Source organism: Bradyrhizobium sp. AUGA SZCCT0222 (assembly GCF_018130205.1).
Taxonomy (GTDB): Bacteria; Pseudomonadota; Alphaproteobacteria; order Rhizobiales; family Xanthobacteraceae; genus Bradyrhizobium.
The window spans coordinates 156,093-177,324 of sequence record NZ_JAFCLX010000005.1 but is presented as its reverse complement, the minus strand read 5'-3'; the positions used below and the strand labels follow the sequence as shown (position 1 = coordinate 177,324).

Sequence of the window (21,232 nt, the reverse complement as noted above, 5' to 3'; positions counted from 1 at the left end):
GTCATGCGTCATTTCCGGTACCTGAGCTGCGTCGCCATCGTTGCGTCATTGTGGACCTCCCACGTCCACGCGCAGTCGACGGTCTATCTTCCCAACGTCGTCGAATTGTCCGGAGCGGGCGCGGTGTCGGGAACGAACTGGCGTGACGGTGTCGTGCTGGCGATCGACGAGATCAACAAGGCCGGCGGCATATTGGGCCGCAAGATCGAGACCGAGCACCTCGACACCCAGAGCAATCCGGGCGTCTCGCGCGCGCAGGTCCAGAAGGTTCTCGACCGCGATCCCTATGTCGTCCTGGGGCCGATCTACTCCGGTTCGGTCAAGGTCAACATGGCGCTGACGCAGCAGGCCGAAGTCCCGCAGATCGTGGGCGCCGAAGCCGCCGATATTACCCTGCAAGGCAACCCCTGGGTGTTCCGTACCGCCTTCGGCCAGCAGATCAGCATGCCGAAAATCGCCAACTATCTGCATGACCGCCTCAAGGTGAAGTCGGTGGCGCTGGTCTGGGTCAACAATGATTTCGGGAAAGGCGGCCGCGACAGTTTCGCCAAGGAGATGAAGGCGCGCGGCATCGAGGTGGTGGTGGACCTTTCCACCGAGCAGGGCCAGGTCGATTTCGGCTCCGATGTCATCAAGCTGAAGGGCGCAAAGGCGGACGCCATTTTCGTCTACTGCAACGAGGAGGAAAGCGCCCGTTTCCTGATCGAGGCGAAGCGGCAGGGCCTGGCCACGCCGCTGTTCGGGGAGACCACGCTCCTCAGCCAGAAGGTGGTTGATCTCGCGGGTGCCGCCGCAAACGGCGCGCGCGGCCATGTCGGCCTGAGCGCGGATGCGCCGATCCCCGCGATCGAGGAATTCACCAGGAAGTTCAGCCAGCGCTATAACTACCGGCCCGATCACAACGGCATCAAGGGCTATACCGCCGTTTATCTGGTGAAATACGTCACCGAAAAGATCGGCAAGTTCGATCGCAAGGCATTTGGCGCCGCCATGAAGGGGCTGTCGCTGACGCCCGCGAATGCGCCGGGGATGCTGATGGAGGCGAGCTGGGACCAGAAAGGCGACATCGACCGCGCAAGCTTCCTGGCCGAAATTATCGATGGCAAGCAGAAGATCGTGGAAACGCTGCCGAAGCTCAATCCCTCCAAGGCTGATTGAAGGCTGATTGATGGCTGATTGATCCGAAGGCCGTCCATGAGATTTGCGGGCGATCTTTGCCGGCAGGGGCGGCCTCAATTCTCCTTTCCGCTCGTCAATCGCCGGCCTATTTTCTGGTTTGCTTCCATGCTGGACGCCCCGGTTTTCCGAAGATCGCCGGGGGGACCGCGCGATCGATGATCTCGCGAAGGGCGAAATTCGACTGGATGCGCGAGACGTGCGGCAGGCGCGACAGTTCGGTCCGGTGAATTCTCTCGAAGTCTTCGATATCGCGCGCCAGCACGATCAGGAGATAGTCGTCGTTTCCCGACATCAGAAAAGTGCGGATCACCGACGGACAGTTGACGACGGCGGCTTCGAACGATTTCAGCGCCTCGTCGCTTTGGCTGTTGAGCGCGATTCTGACCAGCACAGTCGTGTTGAGGCCAAACCGGCTCGGATCAAGGATGGCCTGATAGCCTCTGATATATCCTTCGTCTTCCAGCGCGCGTTGCCGCCGCGCGATCGCGGTGCTCGAAAGTCCGACCCGGTCCGCCAGTTCGGTGTGACTGACCCGCGCGTTGGCGCTGAGTTCGGCGAGAATGGTCATGTCGATCTTGTCGTGGTCCATATGTTTAAAATCCTGCGCCATAGTGCCAAACTGCGTTGGATTTCTGCACTATTTGCCGGTATGTGCGCAAGTTTGCCGAGAAACAACCGCGGTTCCCTCCTAGAAAAGAGGCGTGCCATACAGCGGAGGTTGCCATGAAGGTCGGGGTGCCCAGGGAGATCAAGACGCACGAATACCGTGTCGGTCTGACGCCGGGGGCCGTTCGCGAATATGTGGCGGCGGGGCACAGCGTCGTGGTCGAGACAAATGCCGGCGCCGGCATCGGCGCGACGGATGACGCTTATCGCAAGGCTGGCGCTACGGTGCTGGACTCCGCCCGCGAGGTGTTTGCGTCCAGCCAGATGATCGTCAAGGTCAAGGAGCCTCAAGCTTCGGAATGGTCGCAATTGCGGCAAGACCAGATTCTCTTCACATACCTGCACCTGGCGCCCGATCCGGACCAGGCCAAGGGCCTCATCGAGTCCGGATGCACCGCGATCGCCTATGAGACCGTGACGGATGCCCATGGCGGCCTGCCGCTGCTGGCGCCGATGAGCGAAGTGGCGGGCAGGCTTGCGATCGAAGCGGCCGGCGCGGCCTTGCGGCGGCATGCGGGAGGTCGCGGCCTGTTGATCGGGGGCGTGCCGGGTGTCCAGCCTGCCCGTATCGTGGTGATCGGAGGCGGCGTCGTCGGGACGCACGCGGCACGCATGGCGGTCGGCCTCGGCGCCGAGGTCACCATTCTCGACCGTTCGATAGGCCGGCTCCGCGAACTGGACGAACTGTTCGAGGGGCGTGTTCGGACAAAATTCTCGACCATCGACAGCATTGAGGAAGAGGTGTTCGCCGCCGACGTCGTGATCGGCGCGGTGCTCGTCCCGGGCGCGAGCGCGCCGAAACTGGTGACGCGGGATATGTTGGGTTCGATGCGCAAGGGGGCTGTGATCGTGGATGTCGCGATCGACCAGGGCGGCTGCTTTGAGACATCGCACCCGACGACCCATGCTGATCCAACCTTTGAGGTGGACGGCGTCATCCACTACTGCGTCGCCAACATGCCAGGCGCTGTTCCGCTGACCTCCAGCCAGGCGCTGAATAATGCGACGCTGCCTTTTGGTCTGGCGCTCGCCAACAAGGGATTTGCGGCCGTGCTGGAGAATCCGCATTTGCGCGCTGGTCTGAACGTCTACCGGGGGCGGCTGACCTGCGAGCCGGTGGCCAGAAGCCTCGGCATGCCGTTTTCACCGATCGAGGGCGCTGTGGCTTGAGGCCGGAAGTCCCTTCGGGGAGGTTTGTTGCGCTATTTGAATCGATTTGTGCATGTTTGTTAGGGTCACTTCATCTCCTGCAGCAACTTCCGCGCGTCAGCCAACAAGGCCTGAATCTGCTTTCGCTCGGCGATTGCGTCTCTTGTGAAGCGGCCGTGCTTGCGCGCGTTATGGTTTCCCCTTGGCGCGCCGGATTTCGGTGCGCCGCCGTGCATGCGGCAGCGCCTTTTGCCGCGCACCGCCGGCGAGCGGCACGATCCGCCGGAGCGGATTTTTGCGCCACGACGCGGGCTCGCCAGCATCGGGCCGGTAGAGCGGGCGTGGTCGCTCATGACAGCCTTAACGATCATGCCCGACATGCTGCGTGACGTTGCCGACGATGGCCTTGCCGCCATCCCCGACCGACACGTTCTGTACGGTGATGGCAGGCTCGCCATTGTTTCGATAGCGGTTGAGCGCTTCCATCTGGGCCGGAAAGGTGCGCGCCAGCCTGCCCAATGCGCGCGCTGCGCTGTCTTGCCGGGCGACGTCGTCCGCATTGGCGAGGTTATGGACACATCGCATCGCCATGACATGAACGGACACCATCTGCGCCACCAGCATGGCCTCCACGGAATCCCTGGGCTTGATGCTTTTCACCATTGAAATCATGAAGGCGAGGTTGACCGCGTCAGGCTTCTGCCCGTTCACGCTGGCTCTCACCAATTGTCGCAGGATCCCATCCATCGCATCGCGATCGGAGACCCCCAATGCGTCCGACATCAGTCGTTCGCCAAGCTCCGGGTCTGGATGGTCGATGGCGAATCCGTTTGACATGAGCTTTATCCGCGGGGTCTCGGCCGCCTTGGTTTGACCGGTTGCGGCCATTGCCGTTGCCTTGTTGCAGTCTGGAACTGTGTTCACGTCGATATCTCCTCGGGGACGGCCATCGGACGCGCGCGGTTCGGCAACGCGCGGGCGATCGCGCTCCGGCAAACCGATGCAACTTCACCGGCGCAACTTCGATTGTTGGAAGGATTTTTTGCCCGCGATTGTTCCGAGAGCCCGTTGCTGAGCAGGCCATGGGCGTCTTACAAATCGCGCTACGACGGAATAGCGCCCTTGATTTGCCCGACGTGTCAAAATGTTTTCGAAGGATCGCTCAAAGCAGCCATGCCGGCGGCCGGCTACTTTGCATGGGGTTGTCGATACTTCAGACCTCTACCTCCGTGAATCCTCCCGGCGCGTTTGTTACTAAGTCGCCGTCACGAGCCACCGCACAACGAGCAGCGCGACGCTAATCGATGATGTGGTAGCCGCCATCAACATAGAGCGTGGTTCCCGTAATAAGCCGCGCGGCGTCGTGGGCAAGAAATGCGGTTGCAAGACCAACATCCTCAATGCTTACCAGGCTGCGAGCTGGCGCCTTGTTTTTTGCCTTTTCGAGCAATTCGTCGAATTCAGGGATTCCGGAGGCGGCACGCGTGGCCAGTGGCCCGGGGGAGATGGCGTGCACGCGAATGCCTTTCGGGCCCAACTCGGCCGCCATGTAACGTACCGCGCACTCCAGCGCCGCCTTGGCCACCCCCATGATGTTATAGTTTTCCACCACCATCTGGCTGCCATAATAGGTCATGGTGAACAGGGTGCCGCCCTTGGGCATCAGCGGCTCGGCGAGATGTGCCATGCGGATGAAGGACCAGCACGAGACATCCATGGTCGCGAGAAAGCCATCCTGGGGTACGTCGACCACACGGCCGCCCAGCGTGTCCTTGGGCGAGAAAGCGATGGAGTGGACGACGAAATCCAGTTCACCCCATTCGCTGGCAATGCGCTCGAATACCGCTTCCATTTGCCCCGGCGTGCGTACGTCCAGAGGCATCACGATCGGAGCCGCCAGCTCGAGCGCCAGCGGCTCGACATATTTCTTCGCCTTGTCGTTCAAGTAGGTAACGGCGAGTTCGGCCCCCAAGGCTCGAAAGGCGGCGGCGCAGCCCCAAGCGATCGACTGCTCGTTGGCGATGCCGACGATGAGGCCTCTCTTACCTTCGAGCAATTTGGCTTTGACGACAGGAATCATTGCGTCCTCCCGGTCTCGTGGATGAATACGATCCAGACCACGGTCGGTGCCGGCGTCGCGGCAATCACCAAAAAGCCGACGCGGTTTCAACATGGTTGTTCGAACTAGGACGCCTTTGCGATCTTGCTCCCTTCGACGCCGGTTTTCGATTTCACGCCAGCGATTGGCCCCGTCTCGACGTCAAACAACCGGCCAACTTGATGCAATCGGTCCGCAACTGCGCCGGAGGTTTCTCCAGCCGCGCTCAGCACCTGGCGCAGCGCGGCAAAGGCCTTGCGGCGTACGTCCGCGTTGGAGGGCAACAGTTCGGGAATTGCAGCCAGCGTCGCTTCCTGGTCGATCAGCAGCATGTGGTATTGCTCGCGCACGAGCGCCTTGAACTCGGCCAGCGTCAGTCGTGATCGGTCATCCTCGACCGCTCTCAAACGGCGAATGGCCGCAAGCCCGCGCTCGTCGGCGGCGCCGCGGGCCATGCCGACGTATAGCAGGCCGCGGACCATGCATTCGCGCAGTCCGCCGGTGGTGATGCGCGACCTCAAATCATCGATCCGGGATTGCAGCAGTTCCCGATGCAGCGGGCTCTTTGCCGTTGTGCGCAGAGGCCGCGTATCGGACGGATCGATGCCGACGGCGGCCTGTAACACGGGCGAGCCATAGATCGACAGAAACGAATGTTCGGCCCACGATTCAGCCATATCCCGCCAGGCGTCGAGATTTGCGACAATCTGGTTGGAGATATTTTCCTGAATCGCCATGAACGGATTTTCCGCGCTGACTGGCTTTCGGTGCTCGCGCGCTCGATCGGCCATCGTCGTCACCGGCGCCATCAGCGGATTTTTGTCCGAGAACAGTTCGTATTGCAGCCGCAATGGATGTAGCTGGCGCATCCTGTCAGCCATGGGGGATGATGCCATGGCCCGGACTAATGGTTGTGCTAATGTGCGATAGAGCGCGAGATTGATCTCCGATACCCGCGCCGCGGTAGCGAAGCGACGCTCATCGGCTGCGTCGTTGCCGCCGAGGGCGCGGATGTCGTCGAGCGTGCGCGCTTCACAACGCATCACCCAGTCGCCGGAGACGAGATCGGAGCTAATTGTACTGTCCGTTTTTGCCTCAAAGACCGCCTCGTATAATCCCGGCGGCAGGACGTCGATGAAGTCGATGTTGCTGGAAAATTCGTCGTGCTCCTTTCTCGCTACGCCGGCGGAGACGAAGATTCCCAGATGTCCGATAGTTTCGTGAATCGTATAAACGATGGTCTGTCCGTAGGACCGGATGTCTTCGACGTTCTCATAGAGATCAAGGATCCAGCCGAGGGCCTGCTGAGGCGGAGTTATGTTATCTCCTTTCGAGCAGAATACGACAATCGGCGAGCGAATCTTGCGCAGATCGATGGCTGTGCCGTCAGAAGACTGGATCATGCCGGCCGCGAGCTTGTTGCCGATGAACAGATCGTCGACGATGGTTTGAATTTCCTCGGCGTTCATATTGACATGCCCGCCCCACCAGCGCTCGAAGCCAAGATAGCGCGGAGCCTCGGTGTCGATCTGTGAATACAGACTGTATTGTTTGCTCCACAGCGTGTTGGCTGGATTTTGGCTTTCGAAATTCTGCACCAGCCAGGCACCATCGAACTTGCCGTTGCCGAGGTCACCGGTGAGCGCCGTGAGCCAGCTCCCTCCGAGCAGGCCGCCGCTGTAGCGCATAGGGTTCTTGCCGCGCACGCCGGCCCAGTACGATAACGGCGCGCCCGCAACAATGATTGGACCAAACAGCTCGGGACGCATCGCCGCAAGGATCATGACTGCCCATCCGGCCTGGCAATTGCCGATCACGCACGGCTTGCCGTCGGCTTGAGGGTGCAGGGCAATGACCTTCTCCAGAAAAATCGCCTCGGCGCGTGCGATTTTTTCGATGGTTTGGCCCGGCATGGGCTCAGGAAGGAATCCAATGAAATAACAGGGGTGGCCGGCCTTAAGCGCCACGCCGATTTCACTGTCGGCCTTGAAACCACCGATACCGGGTCCGTGTCCAGCACGCGGGTCGACAACAACGAAGGGACGGCGCTTCGGATCGACTTCTACACCCTTGGGCGGGGTGATGCGTACCAAGGCATAGTTGACCGGCTGATCGAGTGTGCGGCCATCGACGACGAGTTCCGCCGCAAAGCTCAGTACGTGCGGAGCGGCCTGAGCGAGGTGCTCGCGATATTGATCGCTACGCTGACGCATCACGTCCCAGAACAGGACACTGCGCTGCGCGGCATCGACGAAGTATTCGACTGCCGGAGTGAACGGACCAAATGTGAGAGATGTGCGGGTAGACTCTTCTTGACTGGCTATCATGATCTCACCTCGGCTAATGGAAGGTTGCACTTCGACCCAATAGACGCTCGTCTCCTTGTCAACTTGCAAGTCTTTCGCCCGCCATTCCCCTTGCGCTGCGTTTTGGCAGCAACGCAAGAGTATGTCGCGCGATCATCAGCTCTTCGTCGGTCGGCACGACGTAGAGCGCGACCCGGCTTTCCGGCCGCGATATCAACGGTTCCCCAGCCGCGTTGGCTGCCGCATCGAACGCGACGCCAAACCATGTGAGCTTCTCAGCGATACGCGCGCGGATCGTTGCCGAATTCTCGCCGATCCCGGCGGTGAACACGAATGCATCGAGGCCGCCAAGCGCGGCCGCCAGCATCCCGGCATTGAGCCCGACCCGATAGACGAAGTAATCGACGGCGAATGCGGCTTTGGGATCGGAATTCGACTCGAGGTCCCGCATATCGTTGCTGATCCCGGACAAGCCTTTGAGTCCGCTGTCGCGATAGAGCAGGTCCTGGAGCGCTGCTGGGCTCATACCCTTCTCGGTGAGCAGATAGAGGACGACCCCGGGGTCGAGTTGTCCCGGACGAGTGCCCATCGGTATCCCGTCGAGGGCAGTGAAGCCCATGGTGCTCTCGACGCTGCGACCATTCGCCAGGGCGCACATGGATGCCCCGCTGCCGAGGTGTGCGACGATGACGCGGCCCGTCGCCCGCGCGGGAGCGATTTCGCGCAAGCGCTCGGCGACGTACTCGTAAGAGAGTCCATGAAATCCGTACCGCCTGACTCCCTCGGCGTAAAGATTCTCGGGAATCGCGAAATGGTCAGCGATGGTGCTGTGGCCGCGATGGAACGCGGTGTCAAAACACGCGACCTGCAGCAACTCCGGACGGGCCGTCAGCAGGGTGCGGATCGGCGCGAGGTTGTTCGGCTGATGCAGCGGCGCAAGTGAAACATATCGATCGAGGTTTGCGACCACTGCGTGATCGATCGCGACCGGCCGGTCGTATTCCGGTCCGCCATGCACGACACGGTGGCCGACTGCAACCAGATTGAAGGTCTGCGTCTCGCGAAGCCAGCCCGCTACCGCGGCAATGGCCGCAGGCACGTCCGGGATCATATCCGGGGCATAGGGCTTGTTGACAAGTGATGACTTATCGCTTGCCTCTGCGACGAGCCGCGGCTTCGTGCCGATACCGTCAATCTGACCCTTGATCAAACGCTGCAGCGCGCCGTTAACGTCGACACCAAAAACCTGGAACTTGACGCTCGAAGAACCGGCATTAACGACGAGGATAGTATCCATGACAGATCACCCTGGCAGCGGCGCCGCGCGCCGGCGGGCCTCCGCATACAGCACCGCAACCGCGCAGGACGCCATGCGACCGCGCACGGAATCCGCGCGAGACGTAAGTACGATGGGAACGCGCGCACCGAGCACGATGCCCGCCGCATCCGCTTTCGCAAGTAACACAAGGTTCTTGGCGAGCATGTTGCCGGCCTCGAGATCGGGCACGACGAGGATTTGCGCCTTACCCGCCACCGCAGACTGAATTCCCTTGATCCGTGCCGACTCAGGATCGATCGCATTGTCGAATGCAAGAGGACCGTCGAGGATGCCTCCGGTAATTTGCCCACGGTCCGCCATCTTGCAGAGCGCCGCCGCCTCGATAGTCGACGGAATCTTCGAAGTGACCGTTTCAACAGCGGAGAGGATTGCCACCCGCGGCGTGCCGAGGCCGGTCTGGGTATACAGATCGATCGCGTTCTGGACGATGTCGCGTTTGACATCGAGATCGGGAAATATGTTGATCGCAGCGTCGGTAATGAAAAGTGTTTCCGCATAGGTCGGGACATCCATCACGAAAACGTGGCTGATCCGTCGCCCGGTTCGCAGGCCGGTGGCCGAAGCGGTTACCGCCCGCATAAGCTCATCCGTATGCAAGCTGCCCTTCATCAGCAACTCGCCCTTTGCCTCGCGGACCAGTTCGACCGCCTTTGCCGCAGCTGCTTCGCTGTGGGGGACATTGACGATTTCGAACTTGCTGATGTCGAGCTTGTGCTCGCGAGCGACGGCGGTGATCTTGGTTGCTGGCCCGACGAGGATCGGGACAATGATTCCGGCTTCGGCCGCCTCGATTGGACCACGAAGCGACGTCTCATCGCACGGATGTACGACGATCGTCTTCACTGCCGATACGCTTTTTGCTTTGGCGATCAGGCCGTCATATTTTGCCCCAGCACGATGAGCTGTCGGAGAGGATGTCCGAAACAGGGCAACGTCGCTTACGCTTTCGGTAGACATTAGCTACTCCGTTGCATCAAAGGAACGGAAGAGAAGCTTGCTTATTCATGCCTGGCCGGAGATGGGGCGCGCATCTAAGGTCGATGCTTCGAGAAAATCAATAGACTAAAAAGTGGGCGGCCCGGGAACGGAACCGTCTAACATGTTCTGTCGGACGACTCTCGGTGTCCAAATGCAAAATGGTCGCTCTCTCTTCGCGCGCCGACTAGCCGAGGTTGGATGACGTAAATAGATCCAGTCGTGCTGACCGGCCGTCGAAAATGCCAAGCGAAATCGGCGGTCGCATCGAAGCGCCCATGCTGGCACGCCATCGCAACGGTTCGAGGATCGCTGATGGCACTGAACGCAGCAAGGTTTTCAGCGGTTGAGACGCTGCGCGATGGACGGCGCGTTGAAATCCGCGCGCTCAGGCACGAGGATCGGAACGGCCTTGAACAAGCTGTCAGCCGTGCCGGCGCCGAGTCTCTCCGCCGCCGTTTCTTTTCCGTAAGACGCCCTTTTTTCCGAACAGGAATTGGAGTTCTTCTCGGACATTGAATTTGTCAGCCATGTCGCCTTGGTCGTCGTCGCACAAGAAGGCGGAGGACCATACGATCCCTTGTCCCTGGTATTCGTCGATCAAGGCGAAGGCCACCTCAGCACGACCGGGCTCAAGGACGATGTAGCGGCCGGCACCTACGAGCCCGTTGCTGAGCAGGGCCACGGGCGTTTTACAAATGGTGCGACGATACAATTGTGCCGCTGATTTGCCCGACGTGTCAAAATGTTTTCGAAGGGTCGCTCAAAGCAGCATGCCGGCGGCCGGCTACTTTGCATGGGGTTGTTTTCGATATTTTTGTTGGGAGCGGGCGGCGGCCGCTTTGAGACATCGCACCCGACCACCCATATGCTGATCCAACCTTTGGCGCGAGCATGCCGGGGACGGCGGCGGATAAGCTACCGCTTGAGTCGCGCGGCTACCTCGCCGACCACACCACCGGGCAAGAACAGCAGTGCGCCACCGTAGAGCAATCCAAAAATCAGCTGACTGTATTCGGCGTAGCTACCCAGATTCTGCGATACCCAGATCAGCAGAACCGCACCCACCACCGGTCCCCAGAGCGTTCCAATGCCTCCGACGACGAGGATCGCCATCAACTGGATCATGACGCCAAGGTCAAAAAACGTGCCGTTGACGTAGTTCAAGAGGTGCGCGTAGAGGCTGCCCGCAAGCGCGGCAAAGACGGCACTGAGGACGAATATCTGGATCCGGCAGCGAACGACGTCCACACCCAGCGCTCCCGCAGCCGTTTCGTGCGCGCCGAGCGCACGCAAGGCCCGACCAAAACGGGAATCGACGATTCTGAACGACAACAGGAGCAGCACGATCGCGACGCCCCAGATGAGATAGTACATCTTGAGCTTGGTATCGAAGGTGAAACCGGCGATAGCGAAGTCCGGGACACCGGGAATACCGGTCAAACCGCCGGTGACTTCGGTCCAGCGGGTGCTGACGAGGATCACGATCTGGCTGAAAGCCAGCGTGATCATCGCCAGATAATGGCCGCGGACGCGAAGAATGGGCGCGCCGATGATGAAGGCTACCAATCCGGTGCCGGCCGCGGCGGCAATCAGGGCCGACAATGGCGACCAGTCGTAACGAACCGTCAGAATTCCCGTGGTATACGCGCCGATCGCCATGAAGGCATTGTGCCCGAACGAAATCTTGCCGGTATAGCCGACCAGGAGGTTCAGACCGATTGCAACGATCGCGTAGAGACCGCCCAATGCCATGACGGTCACCGCGGCTGCGCTGCCGATCAGCGGAAAAATGATTGCGATGGCGATCAATGCCACCACTCCCACGGTGTTGGTAGGGCGCCAGGTCATATTTCTTCGTGCTGCAGTTCGATCAGGGGCCGGAAAAACCCGGCGGGCCAGATCATCAAAAGGACGAACAACACGCCGTAGGTCACGGCATCGCCGTAGACGGAAGAGATAAACGCCGTGCTGAGTGATTGAAGGATTCCGATCACCAGGCCGCCGATGATCGCGCCCCGGATGTTGCCCATGCCCCCGATGATCGCGGCGGCAAAGCCATTCAGTGTCATTGCCACACCGGTATCAAACTGGGTGCTTATCAGCGGCGTAAACACCACCCCGCCGATCGCGCCCAGCAGAGCCGCAAGGCCAAACGACATCGCCACCATTCGCTCGACCGGGACGCCCATCCACGCGGCCACGCGGCGATTGATCGCCGTTGCTTTCATGGCTTTGCCAAGCAGCGTGCGATTGAAAAACCCCTGCAGCGCGACAACCACGATAACAGTCACGACGAGCACCCACACCGCCTGACTGCTCAACGTGACCGAGCCCAGCTGGATCGACGGCAGCCCTCCAAAGGAAGGGAAGGTGAGCGGATCGTGGCTGATGCCAAGCATGGCCAGGTTTGGAAGCACGGTAGCCACCGCGAACAGCATGAACACGTAGGTCCAGTCCTTCACGCCGCGGCGCCACAGCGGCCTGATAACAATCCGCTCGATCAGCAAGCCGATGATGACGGTCGCGATGACGCCGAACAGGATCGCGAGCAGCAAAGGAAGGCCCAGGCCATAGAAATACGCGGCGCTCATGCCGCCGAGCATGACGAAATCACCTTGGGCAAAGTTGATGATCCCGGTCGTATTATAGACGATGCCCAGCCCGATGGCGTTGATGCCGTAGATGGCACCGAACACGACACCGTTCACCAGCAGCACCGGTAGCAAATCCATCATGAGGATTTCCCCGCAGATCCAAGATAAATCTCTTCGACCAGACCAAGGCCGGCATCGCGCAAGTCGGAGCTCGATCCCTCCGTAATGATCTGACCGGTTTGAAACACATAGCTTCTGCTGGTGGTTTCCAGCGTGACATGCGCATCCTGCTCAACCATCAGACATGCCAGACCTTCAGCATGCAGCCGTCGCAACGTGCCGAGGATTTCCTGGAACACCATGGGAGCCAATCCAAACGACGGCTCGTCCAGCAGCAACAGGCGCGGTCGGCTCATGAGCGCGCGGCCAATCGCCAGCATCTGTTGCTCGCCACCCGATAGCGTCGCCGCGAGCTGCCGGGCGCGCAGGCGCAGGATCGGAAACAGGTCGAGCATCATTTCCTGATCCCTGACGATCTCGGCGCGGGATGCGCCGCGGCGGTGAAATCCGCCCAATTCCAGATTCTCCATCACTGTCAGCGGTCCAAACACCTGGCGACCTTCGGGGACAATGGCGATGCCGTTGCTGACGCGCAGATGTTGGGGCAGGTGGGTTACGTCCCGGCCGTCCAGAATGACGTCGCCACCGCTCGTCCGCACCGCGCCCGAAAGCGCCATCAAAAGCGATGTCTTGCCAGCCCCGTTGGCGCCGATCACACCGACGAATTCGCCACGGTCTATTCGCATCGAGACGCCCTTGAGCGCCTTGATCTGACCGTAGGATACTTTCAGGTCCCGGACCTCAAGCACTACGTTCACCGCTTCCGAGGTAGGCCTTGATCACTTCGGGATTACGGCGCACTTCGTCCGGCGTGCCGCCGGCCAGCTTGCGACCGAAGCTGAGGACGGTGATCTGATCGCAGATTTTCATGACCAGACTCATGTCGTGCTCAACCAGCACCAGCGTCTTGCCCCGCTCACGAATGGCGAGCAGCAAGTCGGCCAGACGCGCCGTCTCAGGTCCGTTCAGTCCGGATGCCGGTTCGTCGAGCAGCAGGACCCGAGGTTCAGTCACCAGGCCGCAGGCCAGCTGGAGCATGCGCTGATGCCCGAGCGGCAAAGCGTCAGCAAGTGTGCCGGCCTGCGCCTCGAGCCCGACGAACGCCAATGCCGATCTGGCGCTATCGCGGATACGCCGCTCCTCTTCCTTTACCCAGGGAGGGCGCAGCATGGCGGAAAGTAACCCGGCGCGGCTGCTCGTGTGGCAGCCGACCATCACCGATTCAAGCACGGTCATTCCGTAAAACGGATGAATCTTCTGGAAGGTGCGCACCATTCCGAGGCGGACCCTGGCATGGGGAGGAATGCCGTCCATCGGTCTGTTGTCGAACCGGATATCGCCGCCATTGCTGGGTAAGACACCTGTCAAGACATTGAAGAAGGTTGACTTGCCGGCGCCGTTGGGACCGATCAAGCCGGAGATCTGCCGCGGCTCGACCGAAAGATTGACCTTGTCCAGCGCCGTTACGCCTCCAAACTTCTTGGTCAGATTCTGGACGTCGATCAACGAGGTGGACATCACTTCACCAATACGACCTTGCCATCCTTGATCTGCCCGACCACGACGCCACTGACGCCCGAATGACGCTCGGGAGAGTAGCTGAAGCTTACGCCGAGGACTCCCTGATAGTTCTGGATGCTTTCAAGCGCGGCCTTTAGCGTTGCACCCGTGACATTTGGACCGGCGCGCTTGATACCCTCGGCGAGCAGCATGCCAATGTCGTAGTTCTGCGCAATCCACCATTGGGCCAGATCCGGATAGTTATTGTATTTGACCTTAAATGCCTCGCGGAACTGAGCGATGGTCTTGTAGCGGGGGTCTTCCTGGGGAAAGGTATCCCAAACCGAGAATGGCACCGTGGCGAAATAGGTTCCTTCGACCGCCGCAGGACCACCGATTTGCACCAGCGCTGATATTCCGGCGACCGGAAAGGTGGTGCTGCCAAACACACTGGCAGTGTAACCGATTTCAGCCTTCTGTTTCAAAATCAGGCCGGCCGCAGGTCCTGCACCCGTGACCAGGATCCAGTCGGCATTGGCAGACTTGAACTTGGATAGTTGCGGGATGAAGTTCTTGTCGGTGGCGGAGTTATAGCTTTCTGCGGCCACCACCTTGAGGCCCTGCTTTTCGGCTTCATCGGCCCAGGCCTTGGCGAGCGTCCTGGCCCAGACGTCGAGGGCGCTCAAGATCGCGACCGACTTCGCGCCGTTCTTTTTCATGAACGCGATGGCTACGGGCGCTTCCTCATCGGGGGTAGGGGCGGTAGCGAATGCATATTTATGCTTGGTGGGCAGTATCGTCGAACAGACCATGTCCACGACCTGGCTCTTTTCCATCATCGGAGCCACGGCCTCAACAATATCGCTCCGCACCGGTCCGACAACCGCCAGGACCTTTTCTCCCTCGATGAGATTGACGGCCAAAGGAACTCCCTTGGTCGCATCCGATTCGTCGTTCAGCGGAATGATCTTGATCATTCGGCCATGGACGCCGCCGCGCTTGTTGATCTCATCGACGGCCAGCATCAGGCCGTCACGGCCGCCAAGACCCATATTGGCGACATAGCCGGACATTGAAGTCAGCATGCCGATCTTGTAGGGCTCGTTGGCACCGCAGGCGCTGTAGCCAGCAACGCTCAGCGCCGCGGTCAGTACCGCCTGTGCAACCCTGCGCATTCTCATGTAATCCCTCCCCACCGATGTTCTTTCGCGATTGTCACCGCCGCGTCGGCGATACCAGGTCGCCCATTATGACGGGCGTTTCCAAGCAAGGTATCTTATGGACAAAGCCGCTCCCGTGCGAATTGGCCAATTCTTGATAGGAAGCATCAAGAAAAGTGATAATACGCCTGCTTAACTGACAACCTCACGTTGGTGAGCGCATCCGCGTTATATCGCGGGTGTGCGGTTGCGGCGGCTATTTGGGCACGCTCGCTTTTTCACTCGGGCAGTTGTTCGGATCGACGAACCTCCATATCCGCGGCGCCATCACCGCAGTGCGATATTGCGCGACCGCGGCGCCGCATCATCAAACCAACTGATAGTCAGTATCAAGATTTTGCCAATTCTCCGTCGGGTTGGGATCGGCGAATAGTGGCTATGCCAACCGGACTTCGGTCGCAACCATAAATCCCGGTCAACCCGACAAACCCATGCAACTCAAGCAGGCGATCAATTTCGACGACATAAGAGTGCTCGCGCGCCAGCGCCTGCCGCGGATCGCCTTCGACTTCATCGACGGCGGCGTGGACGGAGAAGTGGCGCTGGAACGCAATCGCACGGCGTTCGATCGCTACAAGCTGCTGCCGCGCTATTTGGTCGATGTCGAAAATCGCAGCCAGACGGTGAAGCTGTTCGGCCACGACTATGCAAGTCCGTTCGGCATCTCGCCGATGGGAATTGCGGGGTTCTTTCGCCCGGGCGCGGATTTGATGCTCGCGCGCGCGGCAGCTCGCTTCGATATCCCCTACATCATGTCGAGCGCGAGCTGCGATTCCATCGAAGCCGCGATGGCGCAAGCGCCCAAAACAACGTGGTTTCAGATCTACGGCACGCGCGACCCACGCATCACCCTCGATCTGGTTCGCCGCGCCAAGGCGCTTGGCGTGCGCGTGTTGCTCATGACCGTCGATACGCCTGTGATGGGCAAGCGTGAACGCAACGTCCGCAACGGATTTCGCCGGCCGATGAAGATGACCCCCTCGGTGATTCTGCAGGGATTGAGCCGGCCGGGCTGGACCTATCGGTACCTCACCAACGGCGGAATTCCGATGATGGAAAACTGGCGCCCCTACGCTGCCGATGGCGCTGACGCGAATGCCGTGGCGGACCTCTACGGCGAGCAGACGCCGGCTCCGGCACAGAACTGGTCGATCTTCGAACAGATTCGCAAGGCCTGGGATGGACCGTTGGCCGTCAAGGGCGTGATGCACCGGGCGGATGCGCAAAAGTGCCTCGAGCTCGGCGCCGACGGCGTGATGGTGTCGAACCATGGCGGGCGGCAGCTCGACAGTGCACCGGGGTCGATCGACGTGCTGCCTGCGATCGCTGACGCCGTTGGCGGGCGCATGGAGGTGCTCATCGACAGCGGTTTCCGGCGCGGCAGCGACGTCGCGAAAGCATTGTGCCTTGGAGCCAAGGCCGCCTTCTTCGGCCGGCCGGCGATGTTCGGCGTCGCGGCGGCCGGTGAGACGGGGGCGTGCAGGGTCATCGACATCATGCGCCAGGAGGTCAGCCTTCTGATGGGCCAGCTCGGCTGGATCGATGTCGATAGGGCGGGGCCCGACAGTCTCCTCGACCTTCAGGATTCTCGAATGGGACGAAACTAGCGGCCGAGACGGCAACCATCAGTTCAAGAACGAGCAACGAGGAACAATGTGACCAAACGCATGCACTTGATCGGCTTCTACATGCACAGCCCGATCAATCATACCGCGCTGAGTTGGGCCGATCCCGAGGACGACCGCGTGGAAGGCATGCGGCTGTTCGAGCATTGGAAGAGCCTCGCACGGACGCTCGAGCGTGGCCGGTTCGACGCCGCGTTCTTCGCCGATACGCCGGGCGGGATGGAGCGTTACAAGGACAGTTTCGAAGACTATGTCCGCTACGGCGTCACATGGCCCTGCCACGATCCGATGGCCTTGCTGGGCGTGATGCTGGCGGAGACGAAGCATCTCGGGCTCGCCGTCACATTGTCGACGGCAGGCACGCATCCGTACCATACCGTACGCCGCCTCTCGACGCTGGACTATCTCAGCGGCGGACGCGTCGGCTGGAATATTGTTTCAGGCCATCTGCGCGGAGAACATCGCGCGCTGGGCCTCGATCAGATCGAACACGACCGGCGTTACGACCAGGCCGACGAATACATGGAGATCTGCCACGCGCTGTGGAACGGGGTCCAGCCCGGCGCCGTTCTCGTCGACAGGAAGGCGGGCGAGTTCGCCGACCCGGCCAAAGTCGCCGTGGTCGATTTCGCCGGCTCGCACTATCGCTGCCACACCGTGCCGCCAACCCTGCCGTCGGCCCAGGGGCGCCCGGTGCTGTTTCAGGCCGGATCGTCGGGGCGTGGACAGCAATTCGCGCTGAAACACAGCGATGTCGTGTTCTCGATCCAGGCGCGCCCTGATTCAATGAAGGCATTCGTCGAGAAGCTGAATGCCTCGTCAAAATCCGAGGGGCGTGCCGAGCCGCCAAAGGTGGTGTTCGGCATTCAATGCGTGCTGGGCGGCACCGAAGCCGAGGCCAGGCGCCGCCAGGCCGCGCTCTTTGAACGGATCCCGCTCGATGCCGCGCTCAGCCGGATGTCCGGCACGCTGGGCATCGACTTCTCCAAGATCGATCTCGATTCCCCGCTCGCGGCCAATACGACCGATGCGTCGCGCGGCATGCTGATGGCGCTGGCAAACATGACCGGCGATGGCAACGCGTCGGCACGCGACGCGGCGCGCATTTTCGGCGCGACAGCCGGCATGCCGCAGCTGGTCGGCACGCCGGAGCAGGTCGCCGATCAACTGGAACATCTGTGGCGCATGAGCGGGTGTCACGGCTTCAACATAACCCCGACGACAAATTTCAAGAGTGTCGAGAACTTTGTCGACGAGGTGGTGCCGCTGCTTCAAGCCAGAGGCATTTTCCGGACTGAGTATGAGAGCGAGACCTTTCGCGACAATCTAATGAACTGATCTGCTGCAGTCGCTTGCCCTGCGCGTGAGAGAAAATTCTGAGATGTCGGATAAGCCAAAAACACGAATGCCCAGGCTTCAGGCGCCTCCCGGCGCCTGCGATACGCATATGCACATCTACAACAAGGCATATCCGGCGTCGTCGAAGGCCTGGCTGTTCCCGCCCGATTTCAGCGTCGACGATTATCGCAAGATGCAGGCGCGCCTCGGCTTGCAGCGCACGGTCATCGTGCAGCCGGTGACCTACGGCTTCGATAATCGCTGCACGCTCGATTCGGCTGCCTTGTTCGGCGACAATGCGCGGGCGGTCGTCACGGTACCGGCCAGCATTACGGACAGCGAACTTGAGCGGCTGTGGCTGCTCGGCGCGCGGGGGCTCCGTTATCACCAGATGCGCGGCAGCGTCACCGAATGGTCTGATGTGCCTGTGATGGCCGAACGCATACGCGGCACCGCCTGGCATCTACAAGTCCAGTTCGATGGGTTGGAATTTCCCGATCACGAGGACCTCATCGCGCGGTTGCCGTGCACCGTGGTGATCGACCACATGGGCCGATATGCCCGGCCGCTGCCGCTCGAAAATCCCGCGGTCCAGTCACTGTTGCGTATCGCGGCGCGCGAGAATGTCTACGTCAAGCTGTCGGGCGCCTACCACATCGCTCATGGGGGTGGCCCCGACTACAGGGAAGTGGCGCCGATCGCGCAAGCCCTGGTTGAACGGGGGACCGAGCGACTGCTGTGGGGATCGGACTGGCCGCATCCGACCGAGACGACCGAGACCATGCCTGACGACGCCGATCTCCTGGATCTGCTTTTGACCTGGGTCCCCGATTCGGCGGCCCGTCAGGCCATCCTCTCGGATAATCCCGCCCGCCTTTATCGGTTCGGACCTTAGATCAACGGCTCGGGAACCCCGACATGTCATCTGCCGCCCTGCAATCCACCATACCGAGATCCGGTCACCCGGATCGGAATGGATGCATTGCGCCATCATCAGATATATTGATGATAGGCCGGGCGGATCATTTCATCTACCTGATGGGAAGGCCCGCGCGGCCTGATACAAACCGTTGGGGTAGGTGGAACATGCTTTCCAGAGTGACGCTGGATCAACTCCAGATGCTGATCGCTGTCGCGGACACCGGCAACTTCTCTGCGGCTGCCCGAAAGGTCCATCGCGTTCAGTCCGCCGTCAGCCAGTCGATCCAATCGCTCGAGGACGCGCTTGAGCTCAAGCTGTTCGATCGATCGAGCAAAGTGCCGCGCTTGACGGAAGCCGGCTCGGCGATCGTCCAGGACGCGCGCCGGATCATCAGCGGTACGAATGCGCTGCGCGCCCGTGCAAAGAACATAGCGTCCGTGGCCGAGCCGGAGATCAGCCTGTCCATCGAGCAGGTTTTTCCGAGCACCGTGCTGATTGAAAGCCTGCGTGCGTTTCGAGAACGTTTCCCGCTTGTGTCGGTAAATTTGTTTGCCGAAGGACTTGGGGCGCCGGAGCAATCGCTTTTCGAAGGAAATGCGCGGCTGGCAATCTACTCGACCGCTCGCGACGGCATGCCGGGATTCCAAATGGAGTTTCTCGGCGATGTGCCGATCTCTCTGGTCGCGTCATCCCGGCACCCGTTGGCGAAAGTCGAAGGACTGATCCCTCAGTCCGTGCTGGAAGAGCATACTCAATTGACCATGGTCGACCGCACCAAGCGCTACCGCGGCGTGGTGATGGGAACGCACACGTGGAGTTTCATCGATCAGTTCAGTCGTCTGGATTTCGTTCTCAACGGCTTCGGATGGTGTGCCATGCCGACCCATCTTGCCCAATGCTATCTCGACTCCGGCGAGTTGGTGGAATTGAAACTCGCCGCCCACAATGGCGAACCGCTGCGGTTTCCGCTCTATGCCGTCCATAAGGTCGAGCAACCGCCCGGGCCGGCGGCGCAATGGCTGCTGAGTGAAATGCGGCGTCGCTTTTCCGAATGGATCGCCGCAACCGTTGATCATCAATCGCTGAGAAGAGGCATCCAGATCCGTGTGACGACGGTTTGAATCGGCGGTGGCGGCGACAGGATCGTGAACCGGACGACGGAGATTGGTGATGGATGATCAGGCTGAACGGAGGTCGTCGATGAGATCGCCCATCGAGGGCGGAAATCCCCGTGTCGAGACGGATGGTTTTCGTCGCAGCCTTGCTGAATTCGCAACCGGCGTCACGGTCATCACCACCTCTGTGGACGGACAGCGGTTCGGCCTCACCTCGAACTCCTTCGCCTCGGTCTCGCTCGAACCTCCGCTGGTGCTGTGGTCGATCCGCCGCGAGAGCAAGAGTTTTTCCGCTTTTGCGGCGTGCTCCCACTTCGCCGTGAACATTCTCGCCGACGATCAAATCGAACTATCGCAGCGCTTTGCCCGTTCGGGACCGGACAAGTTCCGGGATCTCGATTGTCACGCGGGCGAGGGAGGAGCGCCGCTCTTTGCGGGCATGGCGGCTTCCTTCGAATGCGTCTGCAGCCAAACCTATGATGGCGGCGACCATCTCGTCCTGGTTGGCGAGGTCTTGCGCTACAGCCGCTACGACCGCCAGCCGCTGCTGTTCGTCAAAGGCCGCTATGCCGTCTCGGCTGACCATCCCGACACGCGCGTCTTCGATGGAAAGGACGTAAGACTGGAGGATGGTGAGGAGCGCGTGCTGTCGAACCTCATGATCCGGGCCTACAGCGCCATCGCGGCGCGGCTGGAGCGAGGGCGGCAAACGGCAGGGCTGGGGCTCACGCTGATGCAGGCGCGTCTGCTGCGGGCCGCGGCCACCTCGCCGGATCGTACGCTCGACGAGCTGATGCCGGAACTGTTCCTCGATTTCAATGCCAGCCGCAATCTTCTGGAGTCGGTGGTGGCGTTGGGACTCGTTGCGGTCGACGATCGGGGACGCGTTCGGCTCACAATTGTGGGCGAGGAACGTCTTCACGCCATCGTGGCGCACGCGCATGCCAACGAGGAGATTCTGTTCCAGGGAATCGCCGATGCGGACCTCGCGACCGTCAGGCGCGTCCTCAATACGATGATCTCGAAGCAATTCGGCGACTCGAAGTCGGTGGCTGCCCGATGATCCGGGCGATCAATGGTTTT

At 60.8% G+C, this 21,232-nt stretch carries 20 protein-coding genes; 7 read left to right on the top strand and 13 right to left on the bottom strand.

The annotated features are described in order from the left end of the window. Positions 1-3: 3 nt before the first annotated feature. Positions 4-1,158 carry an ABC transporter substrate-binding protein gene (locus tag JQ629_RS06235; protein WP_212411899.1) on the top strand — a complete coding sequence of 385 codons (1,155 nt, stop codon included), beginning with the start codon at positions 4-6 and terminating at the stop codon, positions 1,156-1,158. A 106-nt stretch (positions 1,159-1,264) separates the two neighbouring features. On the opposite strand, the gene JQ629_RS06230 is transcribed toward JQ629_RS06235, so the two are convergent. Next, a complete protein-coding gene (locus tag JQ629_RS06230) occupies positions 1,265-1,768 on the bottom strand; it encodes an Lrp/AsnC family transcriptional regulator (RefSeq protein ID WP_212411897.1) in 504 nt (167 codons plus the stop codon). A gap of 134 nt (positions 1,769-1,902) precedes the next feature. Between JQ629_RS06230 and ald the strand changes: the two genes are divergently transcribed. Continuing rightward, the gene (gene ald / locus JQ629_RS06225) at positions 1,903-3,015 is read left to right on the top strand and encodes an alanine dehydrogenase (RefSeq protein ID WP_212411895.1); all 1,113 of its coding nucleotides are present in this window, start codon (positions 1,903-1,905) and stop codon (positions 3,013-3,015) included. 65 nt (positions 3,016-3,080) lie between these two features. Here the strand turns inward: ald and JQ629_RS06220 are convergent, their stop codons facing one another. The 12 genes from JQ629_RS06220 to JQ629_RS06165 form a co-directional block, all read right to left on the bottom strand. Then, positions 3,081-3,347: an HGGxSTG domain-containing protein gene (locus JQ629_RS06220; protein ID WP_212411893.1), complete on the bottom strand. Its 267-nt coding sequence runs from the start codon at positions 3,345-3,347 to the stop codon at positions 3,081-3,083. 7 nt (positions 3,348-3,354) lie between these two features. Further along, the gene (locus JQ629_RS06215; RefSeq protein ID WP_212411891.1) at positions 3,355-3,882 is read right to left on the bottom strand and encodes a hypothetical protein; all 528 of its coding nucleotides are present in this window, start codon (positions 3,880-3,882) and stop codon (positions 3,355-3,357) included. Between the two features lie 409 nt (positions 3,883-4,291). After that, complete coding sequence (fabI, locus tag JQ629_RS06210; protein ID WP_212411889.1) at positions 4,292-5,074, bottom strand: enoyl-ACP reductase FabI; 783 nt, start codon at positions 5,072-5,074, stop codon at positions 4,292-4,294. A gap of 104 nt (positions 5,075-5,178) precedes the next feature. Continuing rightward, positions 5,179-7,419, bottom strand: coding sequence for a DUF3141 domain-containing protein (locus JQ629_RS06205; protein WP_212411999.1), 2,241 nt, complete (start codon positions 7,417-7,419; stop codon positions 5,179-5,181). 58 nt (positions 7,420-7,477) lie between these two features. Next, entirely contained in the window at positions 7,478-8,695 is a 1,218-nt protein-coding gene (locus tag JQ629_RS06200; RefSeq protein ID WP_212411887.1) for an acetate/propionate family kinase, read from the bottom strand. Positions 8,696-8,701: 6 nt separating this feature from the next. Next, positions 8,702-9,694, bottom strand: coding sequence for a phosphate acetyltransferase (locus JQ629_RS06195; protein ID WP_212411885.1), 993 nt, complete (start codon positions 9,692-9,694; stop codon positions 8,702-8,704). 357 nt (positions 9,695-10,051) lie between these two features. Continuing rightward, a complete protein-coding gene (locus JQ629_RS06190) occupies positions 10,052-10,228 on the bottom strand; it encodes a hypothetical protein (RefSeq protein WP_212411883.1) in 177 nt (58 codons plus the stop codon). A 402-nt stretch (positions 10,229-10,630) separates the two neighbouring features. Next, positions 10,631-11,563 carry a branched-chain amino acid ABC transporter permease gene (locus JQ629_RS06185; RefSeq protein WP_212411882.1) on the bottom strand — a complete coding sequence of 311 codons (933 nt, stop codon included), beginning with the start codon at positions 11,561-11,563 and terminating at the stop codon, positions 10,631-10,633. Beyond that, positions 11,560-12,450 (bottom strand): branched-chain amino acid ABC transporter permease, encoded by an 891-nt coding sequence (locus JQ629_RS06180; protein WP_212411880.1) that lies wholly within the window; start codon positions 12,448-12,450, stop codon positions 11,560-11,562. The genes JQ629_RS06185 and JQ629_RS06180 overlap by 4 nt, the downstream gene beginning before the upstream one ends. Then, positions 12,447-13,178, bottom strand: a complete 732-nt coding sequence (locus JQ629_RS06175; protein ID WP_212411878.1) for an ABC transporter ATP-binding protein — start codon at positions 13,176-13,178, stop codon at positions 12,447-12,449. The genes JQ629_RS06180 and JQ629_RS06175 overlap by 4 nt, the downstream gene beginning before the upstream one ends. After that, entirely contained in the window at positions 13,171-13,947 is a 777-nt protein-coding gene (locus tag JQ629_RS06170; RefSeq protein WP_249134845.1) for an ABC transporter ATP-binding protein, read from the bottom strand. Before JQ629_RS06170 ends, JQ629_RS06175 begins: the two co-directional genes overlap by 8 nt. Then, on the bottom strand, positions 13,947-15,110 hold the full coding sequence (locus JQ629_RS06165; protein ID WP_212411873.1) for an ABC transporter substrate-binding protein: 1,164 nt from the start codon (positions 15,108-15,110) through the stop codon (positions 13,947-13,949). The genes JQ629_RS06170 and JQ629_RS06165 overlap by 1 nt, the downstream gene beginning before the upstream one ends. 470 nt (positions 15,111-15,580) lie before the next feature. Here JQ629_RS06165 and JQ629_RS06160 point away from each other — a divergent pair, with 470 nt between their 5' ends. The 5 genes from JQ629_RS06160 to JQ629_RS06140 all read left to right on the top strand — a co-directional run bounded on the left by JQ629_RS06160 (position 15,581) and on the right by JQ629_RS06140 (position 21,212). Next, a complete protein-coding gene (locus tag JQ629_RS06160) occupies positions 15,581-16,756 on the top strand; it encodes an alpha-hydroxy acid oxidase (protein WP_212411871.1) in 1,176 nt (391 codons plus the stop codon). 48 nt (positions 16,757-16,804) lie between these two features. Then, the gene (locus tag JQ629_RS06155; RefSeq protein ID WP_212411869.1) at positions 16,805-18,112 is read left to right on the top strand and encodes an NtaA/DmoA family FMN-dependent monooxygenase; all 1,308 of its coding nucleotides are present in this window, start codon (positions 16,805-16,807) and stop codon (positions 18,110-18,112) included. Between the two features lie 67 nt (positions 18,113-18,179). Continuing rightward, on the top strand, positions 18,180-19,007 hold the full coding sequence (locus JQ629_RS06150) for an amidohydrolase family protein (protein ID WP_212411867.1): 828 nt from the start codon (positions 18,180-18,182) through the stop codon (positions 19,005-19,007). 23 nt (positions 19,008-19,030) lie between these two features. After that, positions 19,031-20,155, top strand: coding sequence for a LysR family transcriptional regulator (locus JQ629_RS06145; RefSeq protein WP_349631215.1), 1,125 nt, complete (start codon positions 19,031-19,033; stop codon positions 20,153-20,155). Positions 20,156-20,234: 79 nt separating this feature from the next. Next, positions 20,235-21,212: a flavin reductase gene (locus JQ629_RS06140; RefSeq protein WP_212411863.1), complete on the top strand. Its 978-nt coding sequence runs from the start codon at positions 20,235-20,237 to the stop codon at positions 21,210-21,212. Positions 21,213-21,232 lie beyond the last annotated feature (20 nt).

What these genes read in the sequence shown, in the direction of transcription:
- JQ629_RS06235 (WP_212411899.1), top strand. Translation starts at nt 4, where the DNA reads ATGCGTCATTTCCGGTACCTGAGCTGCGTCGCCATCGTTGCGTCATTG.
- JQ629_RS06230 (WP_212411897.1), bottom strand. Translation starts at nt 1,768, where the DNA reads ATGGACCACGACAAGATCGACATGACCATTCTCGCCGAACTCAGCGCC.
- ald (WP_212411895.1), top strand. Translation starts at nt 1,903, where the DNA reads ATGAAGGTCGGGGTGCCCAGGGAGATCAAGACGCACGAATACCGTGTC.
- JQ629_RS06220 (WP_212411893.1), bottom strand. Translation starts at nt 3,347, where the DNA reads ATGAGCGACCACGCCCGCTCTACCGGCCCGATGCTGGCGAGCCCGCGT.
- JQ629_RS06215 (WP_212411891.1), bottom strand. Translation starts at nt 3,882, where the DNA reads ATGGCCGCAACCGGTCAAACCAAGGCGGCCGAGACCCCGCGGATAAAG.
- fabI (WP_212411889.1), bottom strand. Translation starts at nt 5,074, where the DNA reads ATGATTCCTGTCGTCAAAGCCAAATTGCTCGAAGGTAAGAGAGGCCTC.
- JQ629_RS06205 (WP_212411999.1), bottom strand. Translation starts at nt 7,419, where the DNA reads ATGATAGCCAGTCAAGAAGAGTCTACCCGCACATCTCTCACATTTGGT.
- JQ629_RS06200 (WP_212411887.1), bottom strand. Translation starts at nt 8,695, where the DNA reads ATGGATACTATCCTCGTCGTTAATGCCGGTTCTTCGAGCGTCAAGTTC.
- JQ629_RS06195 (WP_212411885.1), bottom strand. Translation starts at nt 9,694, where the DNA reads ATGTCTACCGAAAGCGTAAGCGACGTTGCCCTGTTTCGGACATCCTCT.
- JQ629_RS06190 (WP_212411883.1), bottom strand. Translation starts at nt 10,228, where the DNA reads ATGTCCGAGAAGAACTCCAATTCCTGTTCGGAAAAAAGGGCGTCTTAC.
- JQ629_RS06185 (WP_212411882.1), bottom strand. Translation starts at nt 11,563, where the DNA reads ATGACCTGGCGCCCTACCAACACCGTGGGAGTGGTGGCATTGATCGCC.
- JQ629_RS06180 (WP_212411880.1), bottom strand. Translation starts at nt 12,450, where the DNA reads ATGATGGATTTGCTACCGGTGCTGCTGGTGAACGGTGTCGTGTTCGGT.
- JQ629_RS06170 (WP_249134845.1), bottom strand. Translation starts at nt 13,947, where the DNA reads ATGTCCACCTCGTTGATCGACGTCCAGAATCTGACCAAGAAGTTTGGA.
- JQ629_RS06165 (WP_212411873.1), bottom strand. Translation starts at nt 15,110, where the DNA reads ATGAGAATGCGCAGGGTTGCACAGGCGGTACTGACCGCGGCGCTGAGC.
- JQ629_RS06160 (WP_212411871.1), top strand. Translation starts at nt 15,581, where the DNA reads ATGCAACTCAAGCAGGCGATCAATTTCGACGACATAAGAGTGCTCGCG.
- JQ629_RS06150 (WP_212411867.1), top strand. Translation starts at nt 18,180, where the DNA reads ATGCCCAGGCTTCAGGCGCCTCCCGGCGCCTGCGATACGCATATGCAC.
- JQ629_RS06145 (WP_349631215.1), top strand. Translation starts at nt 19,031, where the DNA reads ATGTCATCTGCCGCCCTGCAATCCACCATACCGAGATCCGGTCACCCG.
- JQ629_RS06140 (WP_212411863.1), top strand. Translation starts at nt 20,235, where the DNA reads ATGAGATCGCCCATCGAGGGCGGAAATCCCCGTGTCGAGACGGATGGT.